The organism is Vibrio sp. KMM 9700 (assembly GCF_058545285.1).
Window position 1 is genome coordinate 2,545,107 of sequence record NZ_CM178589.1, and the last position, 25,507, is coordinate 2,570,613.

The 25,507-nt window shown below is 41.3% G+C and carries 24 protein-coding genes and 1 pseudogene; 3 read left to right on the plus strand and 22 right to left on the minus strand.

Annotation, left to right across the window (positions count from 1 at the left end; translation table 11 throughout):
- Positions 1 to 7: 7 nt before the first annotated feature.
- From AC2VOY_RS11340 to AC2VOY_RS11370, 7 genes and pseudogenes are all read right to left on the minus strand, one after another.
- Positions 8 to 1,531, minus strand: a complete 1,524-nt coding sequence (locus AC2VOY_RS11340; protein WP_491831475.1) for a tripartite tricarboxylate transporter permease — start codon at positions 1,529 to 1,531, stop codon at positions 8 to 10.
- Between the two features lie 9 nt (positions 1,532 to 1,540).
- Positions 1,541 to 1,987 carry a tripartite tricarboxylate transporter TctB family protein gene (locus AC2VOY_RS11345; protein WP_491831476.1) on the minus strand — a complete coding sequence of 149 codons (447 nt, stop codon included), beginning with the start codon at positions 1,985 to 1,987 and terminating at the stop codon, positions 1,541 to 1,543.
- Between the two features lie 100 nt (positions 1,988 to 2,087).
- Positions 2,088 to 3,017: a tripartite tricarboxylate transporter substrate binding protein gene (locus AC2VOY_RS11350; protein ID WP_491831477.1), complete on the minus strand. Its 930-nt coding sequence runs from the start codon at positions 3,015 to 3,017 to the stop codon at positions 2,088 to 2,090.
- 33 nt (positions 3,018 to 3,050) lie between these two features.
- On the minus strand, positions 3,051 to 3,521 hold the full coding sequence (locus tag AC2VOY_RS11355; protein ID WP_491831478.1) for a hypothetical protein: 471 nt from the start codon (positions 3,519 to 3,521) through the stop codon (positions 3,051 to 3,053).
- Positions 3,522 to 3,862: 341 nt separating this feature from the next.
- A complete protein-coding gene (locus tag AC2VOY_RS11360) occupies positions 3,863 to 4,324 on the minus strand; it encodes a TOBE domain-containing protein (protein WP_491831479.1) in 462 nt (153 codons plus the stop codon).
- A pseudogene (locus tag AC2VOY_RS11365) lies at positions 4,251 to 4,406 on the minus strand (sn-glycerol-3-phosphate ABC transporter substrate-binding protein UgpB); the annotation flags it as partial. The gene AC2VOY_RS11360 and the pseudogene AC2VOY_RS11365, both read right to left, overlap by 74 nt.
- A 180-nt stretch (positions 4,407 to 4,586) precedes the next feature.
- Positions 4,587 to 5,138, minus strand: coding sequence for a cytochrome b (locus AC2VOY_RS11370; protein ID WP_491831480.1), 552 nt, complete (start codon positions 5,136 to 5,138; stop codon positions 4,587 to 4,589).
- Positions 5,139 to 5,336: 198 nt separating this feature from the next.
- On the opposite strand from AC2VOY_RS11370, the gene mog reads away from it, so the two are divergent.
- Complete coding sequence (mog, locus tag AC2VOY_RS11375; RefSeq protein WP_491831481.1) at positions 5,337 to 5,870, plus strand: molybdopterin adenylyltransferase; 534 nt, start codon at positions 5,337 to 5,339, stop codon at positions 5,868 to 5,870.
- Between the two features lie 54 nt (positions 5,871 to 5,924).
- On the opposite strand, the gene AC2VOY_RS11380 is transcribed toward mog, so the two are convergent.
- The 13 genes from AC2VOY_RS11380 to AC2VOY_RS11440 all read right to left on the minus strand — a co-directional run bounded on the left by AC2VOY_RS11380 (position 5,925) and on the right by AC2VOY_RS11440 (position 19,834).
- Positions 5,925 to 6,209, minus strand: coding sequence for a hypothetical protein (locus AC2VOY_RS11380; protein ID WP_491831482.1), 285 nt, complete (start codon positions 6,207 to 6,209; stop codon positions 5,925 to 5,927).
- 87 nt (positions 6,210 to 6,296) lie between these two features.
- Positions 6,297 to 7,073 carry an IclR family transcriptional regulator gene (locus tag AC2VOY_RS11385; RefSeq protein WP_491831483.1) on the minus strand — a complete coding sequence of 259 codons (777 nt, stop codon included), beginning with the start codon at positions 7,071 to 7,073 and terminating at the stop codon, positions 6,297 to 6,299.
- An 89-nt stretch (positions 7,074 to 7,162) separates the two neighbouring features.
- Positions 7,163 to 8,659, minus strand: a complete 1,497-nt coding sequence (locus AC2VOY_RS11390; RefSeq protein ID WP_491831484.1) for a CoA-acylating methylmalonate-semialdehyde dehydrogenase — start codon at positions 8,657 to 8,659, stop codon at positions 7,163 to 7,165.
- Positions 8,660 to 8,711: 52 nt separating this feature from the next.
- Positions 8,712 to 9,875: an iron-containing alcohol dehydrogenase gene (locus tag AC2VOY_RS11395; protein ID WP_491831485.1), complete on the minus strand. Its 1,164-nt coding sequence runs from the start codon at positions 9,873 to 9,875 to the stop codon at positions 8,712 to 8,714.
- Positions 9,876 to 9,897: 22 nt separating this feature from the next.
- On the minus strand, positions 9,898 to 11,247 hold the full coding sequence (locus tag AC2VOY_RS11400) for a TRAP transporter large permease (RefSeq protein WP_491831486.1): 1,350 nt from the start codon (positions 11,245 to 11,247) through the stop codon (positions 9,898 to 9,900).
- 27 nt (positions 11,248 to 11,274) lie between these two features.
- The gene (locus AC2VOY_RS11405; RefSeq protein ID WP_491831488.1) at positions 11,275 to 11,799 is read right to left on the minus strand and encodes a TRAP transporter small permease subunit; all 525 of its coding nucleotides are present in this window, start codon (positions 11,797 to 11,799) and stop codon (positions 11,275 to 11,277) included.
- 22 nt (positions 11,800 to 11,821) lie between these two features.
- A complete protein-coding gene (locus AC2VOY_RS11410) occupies positions 11,822 to 12,904 on the minus strand; it encodes a TRAP transporter substrate-binding protein (RefSeq protein ID WP_491831489.1) in 1,083 nt (360 codons plus the stop codon).
- 243 nt (positions 12,905 to 13,147) lie between these two features.
- Positions 13,148 to 14,611, minus strand: coding sequence for a decarboxylating NADP(+)-dependent phosphogluconate dehydrogenase (gene gnd / locus AC2VOY_RS11415; protein WP_491831490.1), 1,464 nt, complete (start codon positions 14,609 to 14,611; stop codon positions 13,148 to 13,150).
- A gap of 34 nt (positions 14,612 to 14,645) precedes the next feature.
- On the minus strand, positions 14,646 to 15,362 hold the full coding sequence (pgl, locus tag AC2VOY_RS11420; protein ID WP_491831491.1) for a 6-phosphogluconolactonase: 717 nt from the start codon (positions 15,360 to 15,362) through the stop codon (positions 14,646 to 14,648).
- A complete protein-coding gene (gene zwf, locus AC2VOY_RS11425) occupies positions 15,359 to 16,912 on the minus strand; it encodes a glucose-6-phosphate dehydrogenase (protein WP_491831492.1) in 1,554 nt (517 codons plus the stop codon). The genes pgl and zwf overlap by 4 nt, the downstream gene beginning before the upstream one ends.
- A 243-nt stretch (positions 16,913 to 17,155) precedes the next feature.
- Positions 17,156 to 17,593 (minus strand): acyl-CoA thioesterase, encoded by a 438-nt coding sequence (locus AC2VOY_RS11430; protein ID WP_491831493.1) that lies wholly within the window; start codon positions 17,591 to 17,593, stop codon positions 17,156 to 17,158.
- Positions 17,594 to 17,750: 157 nt separating this feature from the next.
- A complete protein-coding gene (locus tag AC2VOY_RS11435; RefSeq protein WP_491831494.1) occupies positions 17,751 to 18,218 on the minus strand; it encodes an RDD family protein in 468 nt (155 codons plus the stop codon).
- Entirely contained in the window at positions 18,218 to 19,834 is a 1,617-nt protein-coding gene (locus tag AC2VOY_RS11440) for a PTS transporter subunit EIIC (RefSeq protein WP_491831495.1), read from the minus strand. Before AC2VOY_RS11440 ends, AC2VOY_RS11435 begins: the two co-directional genes overlap by 1 nt.
- Before the next feature lie 541 nt (positions 19,835 to 20,375).
- Here AC2VOY_RS11440 and AC2VOY_RS11445 point away from each other — a divergent pair.
- Entirely contained in the window at positions 20,376 to 21,197 is an 822-nt protein-coding gene (locus AC2VOY_RS11445; protein WP_491831496.1) for a hypothetical protein, read from the plus strand.
- 112 nt (positions 21,198 to 21,309) lie between these two features.
- Entirely contained in the window at positions 21,310 to 22,533 is a 1,224-nt protein-coding gene (locus tag AC2VOY_RS11450) for a multidrug effflux MFS transporter (RefSeq protein WP_491831498.1), read from the plus strand.
- Positions 22,534 to 22,898: 365 nt separating this feature from the next.
- Here the strand turns inward: AC2VOY_RS11450 and AC2VOY_RS11455 are convergent, their stop codons facing one another.
- Together AC2VOY_RS11455 and AC2VOY_RS11460 are read right to left on the minus strand one after the other, a co-directional pair.
- Positions 22,899 to 23,918, minus strand: a complete 1,020-nt coding sequence (locus AC2VOY_RS11455; protein ID WP_491831499.1) for an outer membrane beta-barrel protein — start codon at positions 23,916 to 23,918, stop codon at positions 22,899 to 22,901.
- 419 nt (positions 23,919 to 24,337) lie between these two features.
- Entirely contained in the window at positions 24,338 to 25,366 is a 1,029-nt protein-coding gene (locus tag AC2VOY_RS11460) for an OmpA family protein (RefSeq protein ID WP_491831500.1), read from the minus strand.
- Between the last annotated feature and the right edge of the window lie 141 nt (positions 25,367 to 25,507).

Sequence of the window (25,507 nt, forward strand, 5' to 3'; positions counted from 1 at the left end):
ACTTAGCTTATTTAGCTTCTTGGTTATTGATATCAGAATTTACTGCATCGATAGACTGTTGCTGTTTCTTTTTCATCTTCATTGTCGAGTACACAGAGAAAATGGCTAATAATATGAAAGCTAATGCAATCGGTCTGTCATATAAGAAAGACCAAGAGTTTTCATACATCAAGAGTGATTTACGCAAGTTAGTCTCTGCCATTGGTCCCAAAATAATGGCCAATAAAATAGGTGAGGATGGTATATCAAGCTTAGATAAAATAAACCCAAAGATACCAAAACCAATCGCCAGACCCACATCAAACATTGAATTATTAATCGCATAGGCGCCAATGATTGAAAGGAAGATAATAATTGGGATCATCATGATCTTTGGTACTTCAATGATGCGGCAGAAAAAGCGAATCCCAAGTAGACCAATCAGCAGCATGACAATGTTTGCCACAAGCATAGAGCTAAATACGCCATAAACCACTTCAGGACTTTGCGCAAAAAGCAGCGGCCCTGGGGTTAAACCTTGCACGATTAATGCGCCGAGTAATACAGCAGCCACAGCATCGCCCGGAACGCCCAAGGTTAAAAGTGGCACAAGTGATCCACCTGTGACGCCATTATTGCCAGATTCTGCTGCGGCCAAGCCGCGAATTGAGCCTTTGCCAAATTCTTCAGGATTTTTTGCTGAACGTTTGGCTTCGTTATAGCAAACAAAAGCTGAGATATCTGCGCCTGCGCCCGGCACTGAGCCAATCGCTGTGCCTAATAAGCCGCTTTTAACCGAGGTTGGCAGCATTTCTTTGAGATCTTTTTTGGTCATCAAGCTGCGATCAAATTTAGGTCTGGCGTGTTTTTTCTCACTCAGAATTTTTTCGAGCTGATTTAAGCCTTCAGATAAAGCAAACAGACCAATTAAAACAGGGATCACATTGATGCCGCTATATAAATCCATCACGCCAAAGGTAAAGCGGGGCACGCTGCTGATTGGATCTAGACCGACAGTTGAAACCAGAAGTCCAATGGCGCCAGCTAAAAGGCCTTTTAAAATGTTTTGCGCTGACACACTGGCAATAATGGTTAACCCAAATAATGCTAACGCAAAGTACTCAGGGGCATTAAATTTTAAAGCAAAATTCGCAAGAAGGGGGGAAATGGCGATAAGAATAATCGTACTGATCAAACCGCCAATAAAAGATGCTGTGGCTGAAATACTTAATGCGCGCGCGGCTTGCCCTTTGGCTGCAAGGGTATGCCCATCTAAAACACTTGCGGCAGAAGCTGGGGTGCCCGGCGTTTTTAATAAAATGGCTGCGATCGAGCCCCCATAAATACCACCAATATAAACCCCAATTAGCATCACGAGTGCTGCGGTCGGCTCCATCCCAAAGGTAAATGGTAGCAAGATAGCCACCCCCATGGTTGCAGTTAAACCCGGCAGTGCGCCGAGAATAATCCCACCTAAGACGCCAAACACTAATACTGGAAAGACGCTTAAGCTAAATGTGGCAGATAAGCCATGGATTAAATGTTCAAACATATTCTACCTCTAAAAGAATAAGGTGCCTTCTGGCAAAGAAATAATAAATACTTCACCAAACAAATAATAAATACCGAGTACAAATAACCAAGCGATCACATAATAAAGTGGTTTTTTTACTTTAAAGCAGATTAAATACAAGGTAAATGCGGCAAGGGTTGCATATAAATAACCGATAAAGTGGATGAACACCGCATAACCGATTAAAAATAAGAAACCGTAAAGCGCCATTTTAGTGAAAACGGTTGGGATTTCTTTTTGACTCGGTTTTATTTTTTCTTGCACTATGAGTAAGGCAGAAAGAATGGCAATTGCAATTGCAATCACGCGTGGAAAAAACTTAGCATCGACGCTTGCATCTTGAAACATCGGCGCCTCAAACCCTTGGATAAGCGTTAGCGCAATAAGGCTCATACCTATCATCAGAAGTGGAAATACTAAACTACGAACCTTCATAGCAATTCCTTTTACTTTTTATATTTAAATATACCCAAGCGAATAGAGATGACTCACCCGCTTGGGCATAGAGCCCCTAAACTATGGGGCTAGATTAGACTTATTCTTTGATAAGCTTGCCAAGTTCAACTGTGTCTTGTTTGACAAAATCGGTGAACTCTTGTGCGTTAAGGTTGTGGATAGTCATTGCGCCTTTTTGCATGAAGTTTTTAAACTCCTCTGATGCCATTGCGGTATCAAATGCCTTGCCTAAGGTCTCAATCACTTCATCTGGCGTGCCTTTTGGTGCGCCAATGCCGCGCCATGTCCCTGTCACCACATCCACGCCTTGCTCTTTCAAAGTTGGCACTTCAGGGATATAGGTCACGCGCTCATCAGACATCACGCCCAAAGCTTTTAATTGACCAGATTTTAGCTGAGAAATAGCTTCACCAGGGGTAACCATAGTGACATCTGTGTGACCACCTAAGACGGCTGGAATCGCTTCCGATGCACCATTGTACGGGATGGCATTAAGCTTGATACCTTGATCTTTTTCAAGTGCCATTAGATAAAAGTTTGGCGCAGCTGTGGATGCAAATTTAACTGAGCCTGGTGCTTTTTTCGCTTCGGCAATCAGATCATTAATGGTGTTATAAGGGCTGTCTTTTGAAACGAGAACCACCGCAGGATCTAGGTTAACCATACGAATTAGTCGAAAATCATCCATATCATGTTGCATTAAGCCCATTTGTGGCAAAGAGGCAATTTCACGTGTGACAACGGTTAAGGTATAGCCATCTGGGCGCTGCTGCGCACCATAACTCATACCGACAGCGCCGCCGCCACCAGTGCGATTCATGATCACAATATTTTGGCCTAATACATCTTTGGCTGAATTTGCGAGGGTTCGACCGACAGCATCCGTGCCACCACCTGCGCCAAATGGCACGATTAGGCGAATATTTTTAGCTGGGTAGTCCGCTGCCATCGCAGATGTGGAAAGTAAGATGCCTGCAGTAACAAATAGTTTTTTTAATAAATTACTCATGATTCGTCCTTTTACTTCACAATTAAGATTAAATTAACGAGTGGTTTGCGTAGGGTTATTGATTTTAGTGGACTGATATTCATGCATGGTTAATTGTTCGATCGCCAAGGCAATCCAACTACTGATCAGCATGTCATACCATTGTTCAACGCCGCTGCAAGCAACAACAATGTCGCCATAAGTGAAGGAGCCATAAAATAAAAGGTCGCCTTCACGCAGTGAAGCTGGGTGGATACTTTGTTGAGTGAGGTTTGGGGCTTGATGACGCCATGCTTGCTGCGCTTTTTTACGTGCAAGTTGGTCAAATTGGATTGGCCATTGGCTTGGATCGCCGAGACTCCGCTCAACTAAAATGGCATTTTCAAAGTCGCTTTCCCAAGGTTTAATGCTTGGATTCATCACCACAATATGTGCCATTTTACGATTGGTGCGTTCAAACAAACGTTCAATAGAAGGGAGCATAAGATCAATCGCATCTTCTACTATATCTAGTTGTTTTTTCATGGCAAATCCTTCTTACTGCTTTATTTTTTCTGAGTATATTATAATACATAATACAATGAACAATATTTCAATAAGGCTGTGCTTTAGATCGCAAAAATAAAATAGAAATTATATTTTAAATAATTTGAATAGGCTCTAAATCACTATTAAACAAAAGGTTATGTAAATTTTTTAGTATATTTAAAATATAATTGTAAAATAGATATATATTTCGAGATATAAAATAATACCTAATATTGGATGGTAAGAAATAAGCGAAAGGGAAAAGGGATGACAATAAAAAGTAAGTAAAGTATATCTATTTTTCTTTACTTACTTTAATTAAGACTTTTAATTCGGGATTATTGTGCGGGATTGATACGTCTTTGGGTTTGCAAGTCAAATAAATGCAAATTTTTACGCTCAATACTCAGACCAATTTGCGCGCCAATTTGAACTTGGGTGTGTCCTTCTAAGCGCACGGTTATGCTTTGCTCTGTGCCGATGAGTTGGCAATAGACGAGAAGATCTGCGCCAAGGGATTCAATAAACTTGACTTTGGCATAGAAATCCGGCGTTTGGCTAAGGTTTATATGCTCTGGACGCATCCCAAGTTTCATTGCTTGCGAGAATGGCCTTTGCGCTTGATTATGGCTTGCATGAGACAGCGCATCATGAGGATGTGAATCGAAGGAGAGACGAACATCTGCGCCAAGTTCAAGCGTGCCTTGTGTCAGGATTGCATCTAAAATATTCATCTTGCGAAGCATTAAAGTCTGCTGCAATTTGGTTGACTTTTTTACCCAAAGCGCCACCCATGGCATGCCACCATTGGATTTGGGTTTTAGCTAAGGCTTGGGGCGCAATAAATAAACTGGCAAGGCTTAAGCATAGAAGGGATTTCATCGGCTTCATCGACATTTTTAATCATCCTTAGTTAAAAAATATAAAAAAGAGATAAGCAATGCGTGTGTCATAACTTATCTCTAGTCTTTTTAACCATAGATGGCTTTGGTTAAGCTTCCATTACAAAGGGCAAATCTGTTTGATTTTATGTAGCTAATTTGAAGCTAATCGCGATTTGTTTCACTTTTGTGAATCTGCTGCAATCTTTTTGCCAAGCATGCGGCTTAAGGTATTGTCCTTGTCTAGATACTCATGTTTGAGCGCAGCTAAGATATGGATCACAATCAAAGCGAGGATAAAATAAGGAAGACTATGATGCAGCCAAGATCCTGTGGCTTGTAACCATTCAATTTTGCCGCCGCCTGCAATGACTTGAATGCCAAAAAAGCTAATGTCGCGTCCACCAGCAAGGCTCATCGTGATCCCGGAAAGCGGCATAACGATGGTGATCAGCATTAAAGTGTGATGCAGCGCCGTTGCGACTTTGATTTGCCATGCAGGCAGAGGGCGAGTGGGCGTAATTTTACCTTCTTTGATGCGCCATACCATACGCAGCAGCGCAAATATAAGTACCAACAGGGCAAGGGATTTATGAATATTCATGAAAGCGCCTTTGATACCTAAATTTTCTAAAAGATCAAAGCTTAGGCCAATAAGAAAGACGATGAGAAAGAGTAGGCCAGTGATCCAGTGCAGCGAGCGTGTCGCAAAAGAGAGTTTGTTATACGTCATAGTCAGTCCTTTTACTATTATTTCAAGTATCGTGTGTGTATCTATTATCCTTACAAATATAAGGGCTTACAATCACAAATTGGTCAATAAGTGTAAAGACGTGGATGATATGGACGTAAAACGGTTAGCAGCCATCTGTTGCTATGGTAGAATTTGCGCTGTTTCACATATTTAGCATTGATGGAAAAAGGATTAAAAATGAAAGCGGCAAAAATCGGCATTTTAACTGTAAGTGATCGCGCAAGCCAAGGCGTCTATGAAGACCTTTCTGGTAAAGCGATTGAAGAGACTCTCAATCAATATTTAACCTCAGACTGGACACCTGTTTATACCATTATTCCGGATGAACAAGCGCAAATTGAAGCAGAGCTTATCCGCATGGTTGATGAAGAAAATTGCTGCTTGGTCGTGACCACTGGCGGGACTGGCCCAGCAAAACGTGATGTGACGCCAGAGGCAACGGAAGCTGTATGCGATCGCATGATGCCAGGTTTTGGTGAACTGATGCGCGCAGAAAGCTTAAAATTTGTGCCTACGGCAATTCTATCTCGCCAAACTGCTGGTCTGCGCGGTTCAAGTTTGCTGGTGAACTTACCAGGGAAACCTAAGTCAATTCGAGAATGCTTAGACGCAGTTTTCCCTGCGATTCCATATTGCATTGACTTAATGGAAGGGCCATTTCTTGAGTGTGACGAGTCTGTGATTAAGCCGTTTCGTCCAAAAGCTAAATAACTGGCAATGACATTGGGCGAAGTGAAAACAAGGCTTTAATTTTAGATAAAGTCATCAAGAGGGGATTTGAATGTTATTACGTTTGAGTCCCCTTGCGACATTGGTACAAAGCTTACCAAAGCGGCGGATCTCATCAAACTGTGGCACTTGGCCTTTTTTTAACGCATGCTCCCAATAGGTGAGCTCACCATCGACTAGCTCAAGTAGCTTTTTCGGGCAACCAATACAATCACCTTCTGTCCCACAGACAAAAGTCTCTTCTTCATAAAGTGGGAGTTTTTGTTTGGCTTCATCAATTATCGCTTGCATGGCGCTTGCGCGATCAGGTTTTGGGCTCATTATTCTGCCTTGTGTGGTAGTAATAGTTTTGATCGTATTTGAAACCTGACACAATATCCATACTAATTAAGGCTTAATTTCCAAATGCTAATAATCATCTTTTGTTTCAGCTAAATGGCTAAGTTGTGTTGCTGCACTGTGCATGGTAGGTATATAAGTAAGTAAATCATCTAAGCTTTTTCTAAATACAGGTGCATGGCAAAACAAGCAGGCAATGAGAAGGCCTCGTTTATTTTTGATTGGCACAGAAACAGCGACCATTCCATCAATAAACTCTTCATTATCAGTACCTATTTGTGTTTTTTGGATAACCTTTAATGCTTGTTCAAGCTCATCCGGATTAGTTAAAGTGTAGCGAGTATATCTTTGATTAGGTAAGGTATGGAGTAACTTTTGGCGTCGGTCTTTACTCAGAGAGCTTAGGTAGAGCTTGCCACTCGATGTTGCATGAATGGGGGTGTGCATGCCAATAGGCAAATGGATTTGTAATGGCCAATTGGTTTGTACCCGATCATAATAAAGCATGTCGACACCATTAGGAATTGATATTCCACAGGTTTCTCCAATTTTTTCAGATAATTGGCTTAAAATTGCTTGACGTTGTGCTTGATAGCGTTTGCTATATAAGACGCCAATTGCAATAGAGTGTAATCTGTCAGCGGGTACCAATAGTCCTCTTAAATTTGTTTGTAGGAAGCCATCTGCTTCAAGTTGCTGTACCAAACGGTGCGTACTTGGTTTAGGGATATCAAGCATATTTGAGAGATCAGCTACGCTCAATGGGCGCTCTGCCTTGGCTATGGCTTCAATAATTTCGAGGACTCGAGTAATACTGGAGCCTTTTTCACGACGAGATTGAGTCATTGTCAATAATATCCTCTGCTATTGTTAACAAGCATTTTACCATAGAACAGAGCTATTTAGGGCTCGATGCCGATGATTTTGTAGCTGAATTATTTGATAATAGGCATAGAAAATGATGCTTTCTCACGTACTTGACTTGATGGCCAACGTTGGGTGATAGTTTTACGTTTAGTGTAAAATCGAACGGCATCAGGCCCATATGCATGTAGATCTCCAAATAGAGAGCGTTTCCATCCCCCAAAACTATGATAGGCAACAGGAACAGGCAAAGGAATATTGATTCCCACCATCCCGACATGAATGTGTTCTGAAAAATAACGTGCAGCTTCGCCATCACGGGTAAAAATACAGGTGCCATTTCCATATTGGTGATCGTTTATTAGTTTCATAGCTTCTTCAACTGTCTCCACTCGTATTATTTGTAAAACTGGACCAAAAATTTCTTCTTGATAACTTTTCATAAAAGGTTTCACATAGTCGATTAAGGTAGCCCCAACAAAGAAACCATTAGGGTAACCTTCCACTAGAATATGTCTCCCGTCGACAAGTAGTTGTGCGCCATCTTGCTCAGCGCTATCGATATAGTCGATGACTTTTTGTTGATGTTCAGAACTAATAAGCGGACCAAAATGTTTGCCCTCATCTTGATAATGCCCAGCTTGCAATCCCCGCATAGCATTTTGTAAACTTTGCACTAATTTATCAGCCGTATCGTTACCAATCACAATGGCGACGGATAATGCCATACAACGTTCACCAGAAGAGCCAAATGCAGCCCCAATGAGTTGACTTGCTGCATTATTTATATCAGCATCAGGTAAGACAAGAGCATGGTTTTTAGCGCCGCCGAGCGCTTGACAACGTTTGCCATATTGGCTTGCGGTCTGATAAATGTATTCTGCAACAGGTGTCGAACCAACAAAGCTTATAGCTTGCACATTAGGATCGCAAATTAGAGTATCTACCGCGGTTTTATCACCATTCACCACATTGAATACACCATCAGGTAAGCCTGCTTGTTGTAGCAGTTGAGCTAAAAATAGCGGGGTAGAAGGATCTTTTTCCGAAGGTTTTAAAATAAAGGTATTGCCGCAAACTATAGCCATTGGAAACATCCAAAGTGGCACCATAGCAGGGAAATTAAATGGTGTGATCCCTGCGACTACACCTAAAGGTTGAAACTCACTCCATGTATCAATGCCAATGCCCACTTGGCGATTATATTCTCCTTTCAACAGCTCAGGAGCGGCGCAAGCATACTCAACATTTTCTATTCCTCGTTGCAATTCCCCTATAGCATCAGCCATAACTTTTCCATGTTCAGAACCAATAAGTTTACATATCCGACTTTGGTTTTCTTCAAGTAGCAGTTTAAACTTAAACATAACTTGCGCACGTTGTGCTGCGGGGACCTGACGCCATGAGAGGTATGCTTCTTTCGCAGAGTCAATGGCTTGCTGCAAATGTTCCTTACTTGCGATCAATACTTTTTTTTCAACATTTGCTGTCGCAGGGTTATATACATCCTGATAGCTGTCGCCATCAGTAATAAGTTTTCCTTGAATAAAATGACCAATTACTTGCATTGTATTTTCCTTTTTTAATAAAAAATAACCAGATAACTATTATTGCCAACACTTACTCTTGCCAAAGAGCTGCATATAAAGCTTTTATTTCCGCTAAACTTGGGATTCTAGGGTTATTACTCGGGGAACCCGAATCGAGAGCTTGCTGCGCCATGATAGGTATTTTGCTAAAAAATTCGTCTCGCGTGATGCCAAAGTCATTTAGGCTTGGTACAGCAAGTTCTTTATTTAATGCTTTAAGCTCGACTAATAGTTTTTGCGTAGCTTGATCATTCGTGTCTGCATGATCTGCAACCCCCATTGCTTTTGCTGCCTGTGCATAACGCTCCTTAGCTGCTGGAAGGGAGTATGAGGTTATCGAGGGTAGGAGCATGGCATTTGACAGCCCGTGTGGAACATGGAAAAAAGCACCAATCGGGCGACTCATGCCATGAACTAATGCCACAGATGCATTGGAAAATGCAATTCCAGCAAAGGTCGCCCCCAACATCATAGCTTCGCGTGCGGATTCATTCCCTCCCTCATGGAAGACTGTCCGTAAGTTCGGCGCAATTAACTGCATGGCAGAGAGGGCTTGTGAGTCTGTATAAGGGGATGATTTCTTGCTAACATAAGCTTCAATTGCATGTGTTAGCGCATCAAGTCCAGTATCCGCTGTAATACGAGGTGGAAGACTGAGTGTGAGTTGATAATCTATAATGGCGACGTGAGGCATAAAGGCAGATCCTACACAAAGCATTTTCTCATCACAGGTTTCATCGGTAATAATTGTAAATCGCGTGACTTCTGAGCCAGTCCCCGCTGTTGTTGGGATAGCAATAATAGGTAAACCAAATTTTGTGCAAATATGTGGAAATTTATAATCCTGAATTTTTCCTCCGTGCTTAGCGAGCACAGCTATTGCTTTTGCACTATCAATGGGACTGCCACCACCAAGCGCAATGATTGCATCGTATTGTCCATCTTGTGCCATCGACACACCTTCTTGGATGGATATAGCTGTTGGTTCTGGGATGCATTTAGTAAAACACCCATATTTAATGCCTTCAGCTTTAAGATAGTCAGTGATTTGCTGACAATAACCCAGTTCACACATGACATGATCTGTCACGATTAGTACTTTGGATAAATGTAACTCTTTTAATAAGGGGGCTAACTGCATGATAGCATGCCCACCAATATACATATGTCGAGGTAGTATTGCTTGTGTATACATAATTACTCCTTTATATTTGAAATTAATAGGCTAATTTTGGTAACCAAGTCACAAGACCTTGCCAATAAAATACAATTGTGAGACCAATTAATTGAATGATAATAAAAGGAATCACACCCTTATATATATCTATTATGCTTATTTCATCGGGTGCAACACCTTTTAAATAAAAAAGGGCGAACCCAACTGGTGGAGTCAAAAAAGAGGTCTGTAGGCAAACAGCAAATAAAACTGTGAACCAAACAAGATCAAATCCTAAACTTGCGACAATTGGAGCGACAAGAGGTAGAATAATTAAAGTGAGCTCTATCCAGTCAAGAAAGAAACCAAGTAAAAAGGTAATGAATAAGATTGTGATTAAAATGCCATTTGGACCAAAATTTAATCCTGTTATCATAGATTCTATTAATTCATCACCACCTAATCCGCGAAAGACTAAGGAAAAAGCAGTCGCTCCGATTAATAGAGCAAATATAAAAGCAGTTGTTTGACTTGTGTTCTGACAAACCTCTTTTAAATCTTGAATGCTTAATCGCTTTTTCATTGTAGCTAGAAGTAACCCACCAAATGCACCCACGCCAGAGGCTTCTGTTGGCGTGGCTAACCCAAAGAAGATAGAACCAAGCACTCCGAAAATAAGTAAGCTTGTCGGCAAAATAGCTTTAAAAATATCCCATAAAATAGAGCCAGTAACAGGCTTTGCATCACTTGCCACAGGGGCAAATTCAGGGCGTAGCCAAGCTAATAAGAGGATATATAAAATATATAAACTTGCGAGTAAGATGCCGGGAAAGAGAGCGCCAAGGAAAAGATCACCCACAGATATACCGATACGATCACCCATCATTACGAGCATAATACTTGGCGGGATCAAGATCCCCAGAGTACCTGTCGCACAAATACTGCCGCAGATAAGGCTTTTTTTATAGCCTTCGCGCAACATCATAGGAATGCCCAAAACCGCAAGTAGAACAACAGAAGCACCTATGATGCCTGTGGTTGCAGCAAGAAGAAGGCCAACAAAAGTAATACTGATAGCAAGCCCGCCGCGAATACGGCCACATAAACGAGCAAGGTTACTCATTAAGTCCTGCGCAATGCCAGACTTATCTAAAATTAATCCCATAAAGACGAACATAGGTAAGGCGACAAGTACCCAGTTTGTCATAATTGCCCAAATTCTTGGGATAGTAATAGAAACATAGCCCCAATCAATGCCAATAAATGTATCAAACCAAGTATCTAAAAGTATCGAAAGTGCGGTAAAGATAACTGCGACACCTCCTAGCACCCAAGCGACAGGAAAACCAGTAAATAAGAGTAAAATAAAGCTGATGAACATGCTAATAGCAAGAATTTCGTTGAGCTCCATACACTTTCCTTTTATATCATAGATACGCTAATTATTTTTGTGAAAAAATATAGTTTTCAATAGATTTAATAACTTAGCAATTAAGGTCAAGAGTAAGCCTAAAAAACCAATAAATATAAAAGATTTTATCAGCCACCTATAGGCTAGTCCTCCTGGTGAATTTGATATTTCATTCATTGACCATGAATATGAAATAAATTGGATTGAGTAATATAAAACAATCAAAATAAAAGGTAGCAGTAAAAATATAATACCTAGAACTTCAATCCATATTTTAGTTTTTATACTTAACTGGTTATAAATAAGATCCACTCGGATATGTTTATTTAGTGTAAAACAATAAGATAATCCTATAAGCCAACCAATGGAGTATAAATGCCATTGGAGCTCTTCAAGTTCAACTCGACCTTCACCTAATATATAGCGCATAAATATATTGATAATGATGACAGCAATTAAAACTAACCAAATAAAAGAAGATGCTTCACCTATATGCTTGGAATATTTATCTATAGATTTTGAAAATGAAGTTTCCAGTATTTTACTATCCATAAATTTTCCTCTTTACTTTTGCTTATAGATCTAGAGGTAAATAGGCAATGCCACGCCATTCTTTATATTCTTTACGAAATGTTTGCTGTGACTCATAAATACGCTTAAAGTCAGGATCTTTATCAGATATTTCTTGCATCACTTCATCTGTGAGTTTTTTCAGGTCACCAAGCATTTGAGGGGATAGCTGCTTGGTTTGAATACCTTTCGCTTTTAATTCAGCTAAGACTTTTCCTTGTAATGCTTCACCGTGACTTAATGAACGTAAGGTACTTGCTGTACAGGCCATATCTATAGTGGCTTGGGTAGAAGGGGCTAATTGATCCCATACTTTGGTATTCACTACCAGATGTGTGGCGGTAAATGTTTGATGCCAACCAGGGAAGTAATTAAACTTGGCAACTTTATCAAATCCAATGATACGATCAATTGCTGGCATGGAAAATTCAGTGGCATCAATCGCGCCTTTCTCTAATGCCGGGAAAATTTCACCACTAGGGATCACGGTAACAGAAGCGCCTGCTTTTTGTAAAACTTTGCCGCCTATCCCTGCAAAGCGTATTTTCAACCCTTGTAGTTCTTCTGTGCTATTGATTTCTTTTTTAAACCAACCTGCCGTTTCAGGACCAATAATGCTACATAAAATAGGGCGAACTTGATGCTTGGCATAAAGCTCTTCTGCTAGTTTTTTTCCTTCACCATCATACCACCAAGCGGTAAATTCCCAAGGTTCCATCCCAAAAGGTACGGCTGAGAAGAGCGCAGAAGCCGGTATACGACCTTGATCATAAGCTAACCAGGCATAACCAGCATCGATTTGGTTGTTCTTGACTGCCTCTGTAATATTGAAAGGTGGGACAATTTTACTTGGCTCATAAACTTTAAATTGAATATCGCCATTGGTCGCTTTTTTTAGATCTTCAGCGACAAACTTAATTGGATCGCCAAGTCCTGGCAAGTGAGTGCCAAAAACAGCTTGAACTTTCCATCGGATTTTATCTTCTGCAGCTTGCGCTGTGGTTATAGTTATAAGACTTAGCAAGGCACATACACTGAAGAGCCATTTTGTTAGATTTGGAAGTAAGGATTGATTCGTGTGTAACATGGTAAACCTCTTTTTATTAATATTGATACAATTATTATCATTATTCATACTTTAAGGTTTATCAAATGTTAAAATTCAATTCTTTTGAGACTTATTTTATCAATATCAAACTAATTTCATAAAATATAAGAGCTTATTTTTTATATGGGTAATTTTTTATGTTAACTAATTTGAGAACAACTTCACATAAAAAAACCAGCTCCGAAGAACTGGCTTAAAATTAATTTTGTAGCGATTTAGTAGTTAAACATCATAAGTTGTTGATGAAATATTACCACCTGTACCTGTCCAGTTGGTATGGAAGAACTCACCACGAGGCTTGTCTAAACGCTCATAAGTGTGGGCGCCAAAATAATCACGCTGCGCTTGCAGCAGGTTTGCCGGTAAACGCGCTGAGCTAAAGCCATCCAAGAAGGTGAGGGCAGAGCTCATACACGGCATAGGCAAGCCAAGTTCAAGCGACTTCGCTGCGACTTTACGCCATGCGGGTAAGCATTGGTTGATAATATCATTAAAGTATTTATCCGAGCCAAGAAAGTTCAGCGCAGGATCGGCTGCATACGCATCACGAATATTACCTAAGAAAGCAGAGCGAATAATACAACCGCCACGCCACATTAGCGCCACGTTACCATAGTTAAGATCCCAGCCATTTTCATTCGATGCTTCGCGCATCAGCATAAAACCTTGTGCATAGGAGATAATTTTTGAAGCTAGAAGTGCTTGGCGCAGCGCATCAATCCATTCTTGTTTGTCTGCTTGCAGCGGTTTAGCTAAGCTTTCTAGATCAGGTTTAGCAAATAGGCTCTGGGTTTGCTCACGCTGCTCTTTTAGCGCTGAGATACAACGCGCAAACACTGCGTCTGTGATAAGAGTCAGTGGGATACCCATATCGAGCGCATTAATCCCAGTCCATTTCCCTGTGCCTTTTTGTCCCGCAGTATCTAAGATCTTCTCAACTAAAGGCGCGCCATCTTCATCTTTATAACCTAAGATATCTGATGTTATTTCAACAAGATAGCTATCAAGTTCGGTTTTATTCCAATCACTAAAGACTTGTTGCATTTCATCGTGCGAGAGTTTTAGCACATCTTTCATGAATTGATAGGCTTCACAAATCAGCTGCATGTCGCCATATTCAATCCCGTTATGCACCATTTTCACAAAGTGACCCGCACCTTGTTTGCCAACCCAATCACAACAAGGCTCACCATCATCGGTTTTGGCTGCAATCGCTTGGAAAATAGGTTTCACTGCCGGCCAAGCTGCTTCTGAGCCGCCCGGCATAATCGATGGCCCAAAGCGAGCACCTTCCTCACCACCAGAGACGCCAGCGCCGATAAAGTGCATTCCAAGCGCTTCGAGTTTTTCAACGCGGCGGTTGGTATCAGGATAATTAGTGTTACCACCGTCTATAATGATATCGCCTTTATCAAGTAGCGGGATCAAAGCGTCGATAAATTTATCCACCACATCACCAGCGCGCACCATAAGCATCACTTTGCGCGGCGCTTTAAGTTGCGAAACCAATTCTTCTAATGAATAAGCGCCGATAATATTTGTATCTTTGGCAGGGCCTTGTAAGAATTCATCAACTTTTGTTGTAGTGCGGTTGTGCGCGGAAACGACAAAGCCATTGTCATTCATATTTAAAATAAGGTTTTGTCCCATCACGGCAAGGCCGATGACACCAATATCTGCTTTCATAATAATTCCTTGATTCGTTTAGATTTAACTAACGTTATAATTTACTTGCCGATTGCGCATCTAACAGCCAAGTTGTTTCCCCATTATCTGACTGGATATGCGCAGCAGGATAAGGCAACAAGCTAGGGCTATGAGTCGCAATTTCACTGACGATATTTGCTTTGCCTTCACCTAGGACTAAAAAGTGGATGCGTTTCGCATGGCGCAATAGTTTGGCAGATTTACTTACGCGGGTTTGCCCTGATTGCGGGTGCTTGGCGACAATGGCAAGCTTTTCTTCTTTATAGCAAGTTTGGTGCGGGAAAAGGGATGCCGTATGCCCATCATCACCGACGCCAAGTAAAATCCAATCAAAAGCCGGCACGCCTGATGCATCACAAGGGATAACTTGTTTCATTTCAGCAGCAAAACGCTCTGCTTCAGCTTGTGGCTCATTTTCACCTAAAATGCGGTGAATATTTTCTGCTGGGATATCAATTTGGCTAAATAATAATTGATTTGCCTCACCATAATTGCTTTCGCTATCATCGGGCGCCACGCAGCGCTCATCGCCCCACCAAAAGTGTAAATTATCCCATTGGATCACTTGGTTGTATGGCGCCTCGGCTAAGCGTTTAAATAAGCGTTTAGGGGTTGAGCCGCCAGAGAGTGAAATATGCACAGGGCGACCTTGCTCACTGTAACTTTGCATAGTTTGCGCGAGAAATTCGACGACATCTTCTGGCGCTTCAAATACTTGATGTTTGATCATAATTCACAGTAATCCGTATTAGTTAAGTTTTTACAAGGTGATCGCCATTTGCGGCCATCTTTTTGCATGAGTTCTTCAGCCTCTTTGGGCCCCCAGGTGCCACCCGCGTAACCATAAAGGTTGGTTGGATTTTCTTTGTAATCCAGAATAGGCTGAACAAATTTCCAACAGGCCTCCACGGCATCGGTGCGCGCAAACAAGGTCGCATCACCATGAATGGCATCGAGCAGCAAGCGCTCATAGGCACTTAAAAATTCATTATCTTCAATGTCGTTATAATGAAAATCCATCGAAACGCTTTTCGCTTTAAAGCCAGCGCCGGGCTCTTTGAGACCAAATTGAACCAAGATACCTTCATCTGGTTGAATGCGGATAATAAGCTTATTCTCTGGCGCATTTTTAGCAAAAGCAGGGTGTGGCGTAGGTTTAAAGTGGATCACCACTTCTGTGACGCGGGTCGGTAGGCGCTTGCCACTTCGCACATAAAACGGCACACCATTCCAACGCCAGTTATTAATCTGCATTTTAAGCGCAATGAAAGTTTCGGTACGTGATTCTTCACTCACGCCTTCTTCTTCACGATAACCGAGTAAATCTTCACCGCGCACTTGTGAGTGGGTGTATTGCCCAAGGATCAAATTTTCTTCTAAATCTTCTTTCGTAAGGGGTTGCAGGCTACTTAAAACTTTGGCTGTTTCATCACGCATGGTATCAGCATTGATCACCGCAGGCGGTTCCATTGCAACCATAGCAAGCACTTGCAGTAAATGGTTTTGGAACATATCGCGCATCGCGCCAGAGCCTTCGTAATAACCGCCGCGACCTTCCACGCCAATAAATTCAGATCCCGTGATCTCGACATAATCGATAAAATTATGATTCCAAAGCGGCTCATACATGCCATTGGCAAAACGGAACACTAGGAGGTTTTGCACGGTTTCTTTGCCTAGGTAGTGATCGATGCGATAAATCTGATGTTCAGCAAAGTCTTGGTGGATCGCTTTATCGAGCGCTTTGGCTGAGGCAAGATCATAGCCAAAAGGTTTCTCAACGATAAGACGCTTCCAGCCATCATCTTCAGTGTTGAGATCATGCGCCGCAAGGTTGGCAGGGATCACTGAATACAAACTCGGTGGGGTGGCAAGATAATATAAAATATTTGCTTTTTGATTGTCTTCACCTTGAGCAAGGCCGTATTCTTCTGACAATGCGCCTAGACGATCTTTTAGTTTGGCATAGTCTTCAACATTGGCTGTATCAATCGCTTGATAGTGCAAATGAGCAAAGAAATCTTGCATCACTTGCGGATCAGTTTTGGCAAAATCCGGTAAACTTGCAGCAAGTTTCTCACGATAAGCTTCATCGGAGTACTCAGTTCGGCTAACGCCAAGAATACAAAATTTCTCTGGGAGTTCTTGCATTGCATAAAGCTGATAAAGTGCGGGGATTAGTTTTTTGTAGGTGAGGTCACCAGAGGCGCCGAAAATAACTATCGTACTGTTTTCTTTGAGGATGTCTTGTACTGCGGCATCTGTGTCTAAATCTGGCATAGTTGTCCCTTTTCTTTAACCGTAGTCATAGACTACCAAGTTTAGAATTATATCTCTAATTGATCTTGGCAATCAGTTAAATAGAGTAAATATTTCTTAACATATCAGTATGATATAGCTTGGGTTTAGTATGCTTAAAGCGCTGCCAAGTTGCGAGTTTTATTTTGCAGCAAATGAAGCTTGCCACAAGTTCGCGCGCTTGTTGCTGCAAGCTCACATCAATTATTGATCCTCGGCTGATTCTCATTCCTCATGGCTAAGCTTTTGCGCTAGATGTGTGATGCGCTGATGCAACGTCTCTGGAATTTTGACTTTGGTTTTATTCGCGCTATCAAAAATAACAATATGTGCAAGACCAGTGGTCGTAATACGTTGTAATTTCTCACTAAAGATTTCATAGCCCATAATGAGCGTATCTTGAGTGATTTCTTGTAAATAAGTGGTAACTTGAAGCGTGTCTGGGAAGGTGACAGGGGCTTTGTATTTACAACTTGTTTCACTTATAACAGGCACAAGGTTAAAAGGCGCAAGGGTTTCCATCAAATTGATTTGTTTGAAGTAATTGATTCTGGCGGTTTCAAAATAGCGAAAGTAGACAGTATTATTGACGTGTTGCAAGGCGTCCATTTCACCCCAAGCAACAGGAATGGTTTGGGTAAAGCTGACGGTTTTATTGTCCATATTACTTCCTTATTTGAAGAGATCATTCTTGCAGAGTTAGGAGTAGTATAGAAAATATACAGGATTTATTGCACAAGATCAGTGATGGGTTTTGGTTAAAGTAAAAAAAAAACCGCAACCTTTCGGCTACGGCTTGAGTTTGAACGGCTAGATTGAATTAAGATTCAACCACTTGAGTTTGGTATTTCTTATCATGCCAAGGCGGATTGCCATGAGCAAGAAATTGTGCCCCTGCATACAAAGGATATAAACCTAAGGTTGCGACGGTCAGATAAATTTTATCAAACTCACGCTTTAGGTAATGCTTTTTATCCAAAGGCGTTGAATGCAAAGACTCAACTTTTAAACTTAAAAAATACCGAGAAAGCGAGTTGCCAAGAAGCTTGTAGCAAAGCGCATGATACCCCATATAGACGGCGACTAAGATAAGCATCACACCTATCATAATCAGCAGCAGGGTAGGCAGCGCATAGTCTGCATTGAGTGAGAACTCAAAGCTTGCTTGTTGCGATGAATATAATAACACCGCAACATAGATTTCCTTGGCAATAACGGTAAACATTTGCACGATTGATAAATCAATCATAAATGTACCGACTCGCTTAAACTTAAGATTAAAGCTCATTACTGACCAATTTTAGCGTTTAGCTGGCCTTTATAGATTGCCGCTTGTGCACCATAAATAGCCTGAACACCTGTATCACCAATTTTAACTAGACCTTTCGCGCCTAGGTTTTGAACCCAGTAGTCATTGTCTTTCACAAGGCTACCGTCTTTCACTGTGATACGTAGGCGAGTGATACACGCATCGATGTTTTCGATGTTGTCTTTGCCGCCAAGTGCTTCAATGATGCCATCAATGATAGGATCATCACCACCTTTGCCACCAGCTTTTGCGTCACGGTATTCTTGTTTAGAAACAACCGCTACTGCGCTGCCTTTACGGCCAGGTGTTTTCACATCAAACTTCACGATATACCAACGGAATAGGATGAAGTAGATAGGTGCATAGATGATACCGACAAGTGGGATCATGTACCAGTTGTTGGCTGTGCCAGTTAGGCCAGGAAGCATACCAAATAGTGAGAAGTCAATGAAGCCACCACTAAATGTCATACCCACTTTAACATTCAATAAATCCATTAGCATGAAAGAGATACCTGCTAGTGGCACGTGAATGAAGTAGTAAAGTGGTGCAGCTAGGAATAGGAATGTAAACTCGATTGGCTCTGTAATACCTGTTAGGAATGCAGTCAGCGCGATTGAGAATAGTAGACCACCAGCTTGTGCTTTGTTTTCTTTGTCTGCAAGGGTGTACATAGCGTATGCTGCAGCAGGAAGACCAAACATCATGAATGGGAATTTACCAGTCATAAAGTTGGTTGCTGAGAACTGTGAGTAATCGCCATTTGCAAGGGAAGCAAAGAAGATGTTTTGCGTACCTTTAACTAATTCACCAGCGATTTGCGCAGTACCACCGATCTCACTTTGCCATAGTGGCAAGTAGAATACGTGGTGCAGACCGATTGGAATCAAAGAACGCTCAATGATACCGAAGATAAATGATGCAATGAAACCATTACCAGATGCAGTAAGATCACCAAGCGCTGCGCCAAGTGAGCCAAATAGTGCACCGATGTAAGGCCAGATGAATACAAGTGCGATACCGTAGAAAAGTGCAGAGAACGCAGAAACGATAGGAACGAAACGCGCACCAGCAAAGAAGCCTAGGTAATCAGGTAGAACCACATTGTGATAGCGGTTGTGCAATAATACAGTGAAGCCACCAGCAATCAAACCACCGAATACCCCCATATTCAAGGTGTTTGTAATGCCAAGAACATTACCAAGAATACCAGCGTACTCTTTACCCATTAGCACAACGTTGCCATCGTGAACCATACCCGCAACAGAAAGTGCTTTTGCAATTGCAACATTCATGATTAGGTAAGAGATCACAGCAGCGAGCGCCGCAGAACCTTTTTCTGCTTTGGCAAAGCCGATAGCGATTGCAACAGCAAACATAAGTGGCAAGTTGCCAAATACGATATCACCGGCTGCAGTCATGATTTGTAGGAAGCTGTTTAAGACAGTGCCATCTTGTAAGATGCCAATATTATATGCCTCAATCATGCTTTGGTTGGTAAAGCTACCGCCAATACCGAGCATAATACCCGCTGCTGGAAGTAGTGCTATCGGTAGCATAAGTGCTTGCGATAGTCTGTTAAAAAAGGCTTTCATAACCTTATCTCCTCGATATGAACAAAAGACTGTCGTCACAAAAAGTGTAAGAAAAGACGACAAAATCAAGGTACGATAGTCCGCTAGGTTTTTTTTGTCAATTGCTTAAACTGGGAGTTTAATTTTTTATTTGGCTTTCAATTGATCTGATGCAATTATTCGCTGAATTTATAGCCAAAATAATTGTTTATCGGTGAAAAATAAGTCTGCAAATATTCCAGTTTTAAAGCCGAAAGAAGTGAATGGATTGAATTTTTAGAGCCATTAGACTGTGCTTTCTAAGCTAATAACCCTTTAATATTCAAGTTATTACCTGTGGTTATGATCGGCTGTAAGCGATTGCGAAAGAGATACAACAAAAATTGATAGTTTCAAAAATAGACAATTATATTTTAAGGGCGAAATAAATATTTAAGATTGTGATCAATATCATACTTTCATTTATTTTTCATATTGAAACCATATATTAACTAAAGGATCTAAGTTTTAACTTCTGCTTTTGTTTACTTTATAGGCATGTCTTTTATATAAGGATTTGGCTATGAAAAAAGTCGGCTTGATTTGTCTGCATGGAATGGGGGATACGGCGCCGAATTATTACCAAGCACTGGTTGATAATTTGCAGCAAGCCTTGGGTGATGATTGGCAAAAAGTTAGCTTTGAGCCTGTCTATTATGCACCGATTTTACAAGCGCCGCAAAATCGCTTATGGCAAAGCATGCTTGCTGAGCCACAAAATAACCTTCATGCACAAACTTTACGTCGTTTCTTGTTGTTTGGTCTTGGTGATGCAGGAAGCTTGGAAAATAGTGCTGGGCGTTTGAACCAAACTTATCTTGAAGTAGAAAAGCTTATTGCGCAGGCGCTAGCTAATATTTATCAAGACGGCACCCCAGGACTTAAACCTGTGGTGGTTGTGGCGCACTCACTTGGCGCGCAAGTATTCTCTAATTATTTGTGGGACAGTGAGCAAGGGGTGCAGTTATTTTCTATCGCGAATGAGGATAAAAGTTCTGCTCGTGATAGTGCTTCAATGAATTCACAATTGGGCTTAAAGGTTCCCAGTCATTTACTGACAATGGGTGCAAATATTCCATTGTTTATCGGTGGTTTAGGTGAAGCAGTATGTTTTGAACGGCCGCACCCAAGCTTCACTTGGGAAAATGTTTATGATCCAGATGATGTGCTTGGTTGGCCATTGGCGCAACTAGGCAAGAGTTATCAAGCGATTGTGCAAGATACGCCGCTGCAAGTTGGCAGTATACTGACGGGTTGGACGCCGCTTAGTCATAACGCATATTGGCAAGATAAAAAAATCAGCAAACGGGTCAGTGATAAATTACGCCAATATTTAAGCCTTTAATTTATAAGTGTTATTATCTTTATCTCTGGGCACAAGAGAGTAGACTTTTGGCATTAGATTTGACACCCTAGGCGCACTTTACCGTCTTTTAATCGAATCTACCGAGATCTTCATGCCTGCGACCAAAAATGTACCGAATTCGTTTTTAATGCTTTTGATGTTTATGGTGCTGTTAAGCCCACTTGGCATTGATATCTTTTTACCTGCAATGCCTGTCATGGCGCAAGAATTTAAAGTTTCTGCGAGTCAAATTCAAACGACAGTAACATTTTTTATGTTTGCTATGGGATTGGGACAAATCCTTATTGGACCGCTTGCAGATAAAATTGGCCGCAGGCCCGTTGCGCTAGCTGGAATTTGCTTATATATCTTGAGTGCGCTGATTGGCGCCGTGAGTCAAGAGTTTGCTTATTTGCAACTGGCACGCCTTGCCCAAGGTTTAGCTGCTTGTGCAACATCCATCGTTGTTTTTAGCGCCGTTCGTGATTGTTATTCCAATAAAGAAAACGCCAGAATTTATAGCTATTTAAATGGTGCTATTTGTGTGGTGCCAGCACTCGCACCTAGTTTTGGCGGTTTGCTCACGCTTGAATTTGGTTGGCGTTCAACCTTTATTTTTATGCTTGCTTACGCGCTGTGTGTTCTCGTTATCGTTGGTAAACAATTTAAAGAAACGAGACCTGAGAGTACACAAAGTGCGGGGCGTTTATACCAGTGGTCTAAATATCAACCGATTTTAGCCAGTCCACATTTTCTATTTTATGCCGCTTCTTGCATGATGGGGATGGGAGCGATATTAACTTATGTCACTTATTCGCCAGTTTGGTTGATTGATCATTTAGGATTAACCTCGATTCAGTTTAGCTTACTTTTTGGCTTTAATGCGTTAATTAATGTTATTGCTTGCTTTGTCGCGCCAAAGGTTATTCGTAAACTAGGTAATCGCCCAACTGTGATTTTTGCTTTTGGACTATTACTTGTAGCAGGGAGTTTAGAGTTTATTGGTTTCTACTGTGGACCAAGTTCAGGTCTATTAGCAGGATTGGCCTTTATGCTACCTATGCTACTTCTATGTATTGGGTTTGCATTTTTACTCGGGCCTGCAACCAGTATGGCTTTGTCTGAGTTTGGTGAAAGGGCAGGGACAGCAGCGGCAATGCTAGGCTGCATTCAAATGAGTGGTGCATCTGTGATCGCATTTATTATTCAGCAAACCAGTATTCCAGCGCCTGTTGCTTGTGCCATTATTATGGCTGGCGGTGCTTGCGTCTTTCTTTTTATTCTAAAAAATCAATCACTTGCACATTGGCATCATGAAGCAAAAGAAGATTCATAAGTTTTTGGATAATTTTTAATCTTTTGCTGAACCAAACCTAGATCTCTTTGTCTTATTACTAAATAGAAAATAATTGTGTCAAAAAGTGATATCTACAAAGGTTTGAGATGCCTTGCTAGTAAAAATTTATTTATTTATTTATTTATTAATTAATTAATAAACATTTTTCAGTAGCATTACTTTTTGCACGCAATGTGGCCTTGTAAACTTATCCAGTTCGAGTTTATGAGGATAAGCACCGCATTGCTTTGTTTTCTGTTTTATCTTATCAAAAATAAAAGCTTCTTTATCCACGGACAAAGAAGCTTTTTCTTTTTTAAGTCTAAGCTATCACTCTATAAAGAGTGGCACCTTGCGCGAATTACTTATTGAAAAGTAACTTCTACGCGACGGTTTTGCTCACGACCTTCACGAGTAGCGTTATCTGCAACTGGGTTGTTTTCACCTTCACCAGAAACATTCATACGTACGCGTTCAATACCTTTTGTTTCTAGCGTTTGTGCGACTGATTCAGCACGGCGCTCAGAAAGTTTTTGGTTGTATTCAGCTGGACCTGTTGAGTCAGTGTAACCGACGATGTTCGCAGATTCTTCTGGATTCGCGTTTAGACGCTCAACCACTGGATCAAGTTGATATTCTTCGCCTGCTGGGAATGCACTTTGATCGAAACCAAAGTTCGTTGTGCTGATAGAGATAGCCGGCTCTTCAATCACTTCTTCAACCACTGGCGCAGGAACTGGTACAGGAACCACTTCTTCCTCTTGGCCAAACATGTAAACTAGGCCCATAGATAGGTAGTGGACATCACCTTGGCGATCAAGACGTAAGCTATCCGCAGATGTTCCATCATCACCTACATCACTAAACCACTGATATTCACTACGTAGCTTAATTGATTGAGTCAGACGATATTCAAGACCAGCACCTAGCATAGACGAGAAGTTGTCAGCATTCATGAAGCCATCAGGGTCAACAAAGTTGTAGCTGCCGCCAACTTTACCGAAAACATTCCAGTCATCAGCGAAATACCAGTCAGCTTTTAGGCCCAATTCAATATTTTGAATTTCAGTATCGCGTTGAATACGGTCAGACTTCATCGTAAATTTGTCTTTACCTAGGTAGTTATACCCAGTTTCAACTGCTAACCAGTTATTGATTTGATAACCACCAAAGACAGAACCAGCCCATGCATCATCATCATCATCGATAACTGAGTCACCAGGGTTAAGGTTTTGGACATTATAGCTAGGCGTATCAAAGTGCGTCCAACCAGTTTTTGCACCGACATACCAAGTGTTCCCCTTTACGTCAGCTTGCGCAGTGGCAGCAAACATAAGCGGCGCGACTGCTAATGCAGTTAACGAGATTTTTGCTAGTGTTTTCATATCTTTTTCCTAAAGGATCAAGTTGATTTATTCAAGATAAAGCAGGTTTTGAAGAAAGCTTTATCTCTCCGATTCTTAGTTGTCTAGGTGTAAGCAAAACTATCATAACATGAATTTATCAATAATTAACCTACACTTATTGTGGATAATAAAACGTGAATGGATTCATGTAAATACATAAAATCAATGAAATGCTGTTATCGGGGGATATTATGATCTAAAGCATAAGTGAGACAGCAGCATCCATCTGTTCTGTAAAAAACCATGGAATATCCTACTTTGCTAAGAAGTTATGTTTGATTAAGGCGATAATCTGGCGTAACAGGGGAGAAGTTTTTGCGGCATTAAAAAGCCCTCTGATTTTTCAACCAGAGGGCTTTGTCTATTCGCTAGTTAAGCTTTCGTAAGAGAGTTGACTCTTATTGGAAAGTAACTTCTACGCGACGGTTTTGCTCACGACCTTCGCGAGTTGAGTTGTCTGCTACTGGGTTGTTTTCACCTTCACCAGAAACATTCATACGTACGCGCTCGATACCTTTAGTTTCTAGAGTTTGTGCAACAGACTCAGCACGACGCTCAGAAAGTTTTTGGTTGTACTCAGCAGGACCAGTTGAGTCAGTGTAACCTACGATGTTTGCAGATTCTTCTGGGTTCGCGTTTAGGCGATCAACAACTGGATCAAGTTGATATTCTTCACCCGCTGGGAATGCACTTTGGTCGAAACCGAAGTTAGTAGTGTTGATAGAGATAGCTGGCTCTTCAATCACTTCTTCAACAACTGGTGCTGGAACTGGAACTGGAACGATTTCAGCGTCTTGGCCGAACATGTAAACTAGACCCATAGATAGGTAGTGTACGTCGCCTTGACGGTCGTAACGAGTACCGATGTCGTTAGTAGAGTCATCACCAACATCTTGGAACCACTGGTATTCACCACGTAGTTTAAGAGCTTGAGTTAGACGGTATTCTAGACCAGTACCTAGCATTAGAGAACCGTTGTCAGCGTTCATGAAGCCATCTGGGTCAACGAAGTTGTAAGAACCACCGATTTTACCGAATACGTTCCAATCATCAGCGAAGTACCAGTCAGCTTTAAGACCAAGCTCTAGGTTTTCAACTTTAGTTTCGCGTTGGATTGAATCACGTAGTGTGTACTTGTCATGACCAAGGTAGTTGTAACCACCTTCGATAGCAAGCCAGTTGTTGATTTGGTAACCACCGAAGATAGAACCTGCCCATGCATCATCATCTTCGTCTTGAGCGTCAAGATCAAGAAGGTCAGCATTGCCTGTACCAGCGATGTTGTGTGCTTTAGTGTCGAATTTAGCCCAACCTGTTTTAGCACCAACGTACCAAGTGTTACCATTTACGTCTGCTTGTGCAGTCGCAGCGAACATCAATGGCGCAACCGCCATAGCTGTTAGAGAAATTTTTGCTAGTTTATTCATATGTAAGTACCAAACTATATGTTAGTATTTGAGATAGGAGTCTAGCTTGTGCAGAGTCCTTTCTCGCCAGTTCTTATTTGTTAGTATATTTGTGATGATTAAGACTTAAGCACTCATCCGCCTCATCTGGGTAAATAATAG